Here is a 2,776-nt window from a genome sequence, read left to right as displayed (position 1 = left end):
GACCTATTACAATACAAAAAGGATGCATTCAGGTCTTGATTACAAGTCTCCAAAAGACTTTGAAAAATATAATTCTTAAATTCTCTTAACTCCGTGTCTAGTTTTTCGTTGACTTTCCATTTTTGATATGCTAATATTTAAAATGGAGAAGAATATCTGTTTGGATTACGGATAAAATTTTAGGCTCCTTAAAGAAAATATAGAAAAAGGAACTCTATGAACACATCAGTCCCGCCAAATTGGCGGAAAAATTTTTATTTGTTTTTGATAGGTCAGCTCCTAACGGGCGTGACTTCAATGATTGTCCAGTATGCGATTATTTGGTATTTGACCCTTGAAACAGGTGAAGAATCTGTCCTTGCAATTGCTACACTTGTAGGTATGTTACCAATGGCGCTTCTAAGCCCGTTTGTTGGGCCATTCATTGACCGTATCAACAAGAAGTTCTTACTTATTTCATATGATGCTGTGGTGGCAGTAATAGCCTTGGGTCTTTTTATTTACGGGATTAATAATGATGTTTATCCACTTTGGATGGTCTTTGTGACTATTGGTATTCGTGCGGTTGCACAGACCGCTCAGATGCCAACAGTCCAATCTATTATGCCCACAATGGTACCAGAAGACGAAATTACTCGAGTCAACGGACAGTTCGGTATTATTCAATCTTTGATAGTTATTGTTTCACCTGGGATTGGAGCTTTCATGGTAGCAACTATGCCGATTCATTGGGTTATTTTACTTGATGTGATTGGCTTCATTCTTGGTGCTGGAATGTTGCTTTTAGTCAGGATACCAGAAGTCGCTTCACAGGGCGAAAAGATCTCTGTGATTAGGGATACGCTTGAAGGGTTTAAAATTCTCCGTGAGAATAAACCGATGTGGAAAATGACACTCATCGGTGCCCTATTTATGTTACTTTTTATGCCTGCAATGAGTCTTTATCCTCTAGTGACCACAAAATATTTTGGCGGCACGATTGTCCACGCGGGTTGGGTTGAAGTTCTATTTGCTGCTGCGATGCTGATTGGCTCTTTTGCTGTTGGTATTTTTGGAAAAACTAAGGACCGTATGCCCTGGATTATTGCGGCTTATCTTATCATTGGCTTGAGCATCGGTGGTTCAGGCTTTCTTCCTGGCAATATGAACGGGTTTTGGGTTTTCCTTGTTTTGAATGTTTTTGCTGGAATTGGGGGACAGATTTATACCACAATGAATATGGCAATCACGCAGCAATCATTTGAAGCCCAATACTTAGGACGGGTTATGGGAATAGTCTCTGCATTGATGAGTATTGCCGGACCAGTTGGGCTAATCTTCGCAGCTCCAGTAGCGGAATCCATAGGTGTTCAAAACATGCTTGTGATTGCAGGCTTTGGAGGCATATTAGCTGCAGCTCTATTATATTGTACGCCCTCAGTTCGGAACTATGATAAACATTTGCAAAGAAAGTTAGAAAATGAAGGACAATGAAATAAATGTCAAATCAATAGTTGAAAGAGCTTCCTTATGATAAAATGAAGGTATCACAATAGCAAGTATAAAAAAGAAAGAGGCGCTTATGGCTAACATACATCCTTATATTGCTCTTAATAATACCAAAGAAGCACTTGCTTACTATGAAGAAGTTCTTGGTGCAAAAAATATCCGCCGTGTTCCTGTTGCTGCTGAACAGGCAAAAGAATTTGGTTTATCTGAAGAACAAGCAGCAGAAATGACAATGCACAGTCAGTTTGATATCTTAGGAACGACTATTATGGCAGCAGATAATTTTCAACATGAAGCTTTAAGTTATACAGGAATATCGATCTTATTAGATCTTAATTCAGAAGATAAAGAGGCGATGGCAGAAGCGCAGGAATTTTGGAAACACTTATCTGATTCAGGAAAAGTGACAATAAATATGCCTTTTGAAGAACAATTCTGGGGCGGCGCTATGGGCGATTTTACTGATAAATATGGCGTACGATGGATGTTGCATGCGCAACCTTACTCTAAACTTGGAGAAATGTAAAAACGGGCAAAGTTCACTTGTATTTTAACGTAGCAGAAAATGCTACGTTATTTTTATGTAAATATTTTAAATTGAAGCGCTCCTTTATCTGAAATAAGTCTGAAAAAGTGCTATAATTATGTATCTATGAATGGAATTTTAAATGTATATAAAGAAGCGGGCTGGACATCTTTTGATGTTGTTGCTAAACTTCGAGGAATTTTAAAAACAAAAAAAATCGGCCACGGAGGAACGCTTGATCCACAAGTGACAGGAGTTCTCCCTGTAGCTGTTGGTAAAGCCACTCGCCTTCTGGAATACATGGAAGAGGCGGGGAAAGTATACGAAGGCGAAGTGACAATCGGTTTCTCTACAGAAACAGAGGATGCTGAAGGTGAAGTCATTGAAACTACACCTGTGCCATCAACCCTCTCAGACGAAGAAATTGATGAGGTAATGACACGTTTTGTCGGGGAGATTCAACAGGTCCCACCTATGTATTCAGCAGTTAAAGTGAAAGGCAAGCGCCTTTACGAATATGCACGGGCTGGGCAAATGGTTGAGCGTCCCATACGAAAGGTTACCATCAAATCATTTACGCGGACAAGTCCAGTGACTTTTGAAAAGGGCTGCGCACGATTTACGTTTCGTGTAGCTTGTAGCAGACGTTTTTTCACGTAAGATTGTAGGCTGGTCAATGTCTTCACGGATGCAAGATAAACTGGTGAGGGATTGCTTCTTACAAGCTTGTGGGAAAGAACATCCTCAGCCTGGCTTGATTGT

At 39.9% G+C, this 2,776-nt stretch carries 2 protein-coding genes and 2 pseudogenes; all 4 read left to right on the top strand.

What is annotated here, in order from left to right; translation table 11 throughout:
- The first annotated feature begins 216 nt into the window (after positions 1-216).
- Positions 217-1,473, top strand: a complete 1,257-nt coding sequence (gene mdt(A), locus K6V48_RS11525) for a multidrug efflux MFS transporter Mdt(A) (protein ID WP_171989999.1) — start codon at positions 217-219, stop codon at positions 1,471-1,473.
- A gap of 88 nt (positions 1,474-1,561) precedes the next feature.
- Positions 1,562-2,014 (top strand): VOC family protein, encoded by a 453-nt coding sequence (locus K6V48_RS11520; RefSeq protein ID WP_004258242.1) that lies wholly within the window; start codon positions 1,562-1,564, stop codon positions 2,012-2,014.
- A gap of 126 nt (positions 2,015-2,140) precedes the next feature.
- Positions 2,141-2,659, top strand: a pseudogene (truB, locus tag K6V48_RS11515) (tRNA pseudouridine(55) synthase TruB); the annotation flags it as partial.
- Positions 2,658-2,776, top strand: a pseudogene (locus K6V48_RS11970) (IS3-like element IS1068 family transposase); the annotation flags it as partial. The pseudogenes truB and K6V48_RS11970, both read left to right, overlap by 2 nt.

It is taken from the genome of Streptococcus suis, assembly GCF_019794555.1.
In the GTDB taxonomy this organism is placed as follows: domain Bacteria; phylum Bacillota; class Bacilli; order Lactobacillales; family Streptococcaceae; genus Streptococcus; species Streptococcus suis_AB.
Note: the sequence above shows the minus strand (reverse complement) of the source record. Positions and strands in the feature narration are given on the sequence as shown.

Excerpts from the sequence above, each read along its gene's own strand:
- K6V48_RS11520 (WP_004258242.1), top strand. The coding sequence starts at position 1,562 with ATGGCTAACATACATCCTTATATTGCTCTTAATAATACCAAAGAAGCA.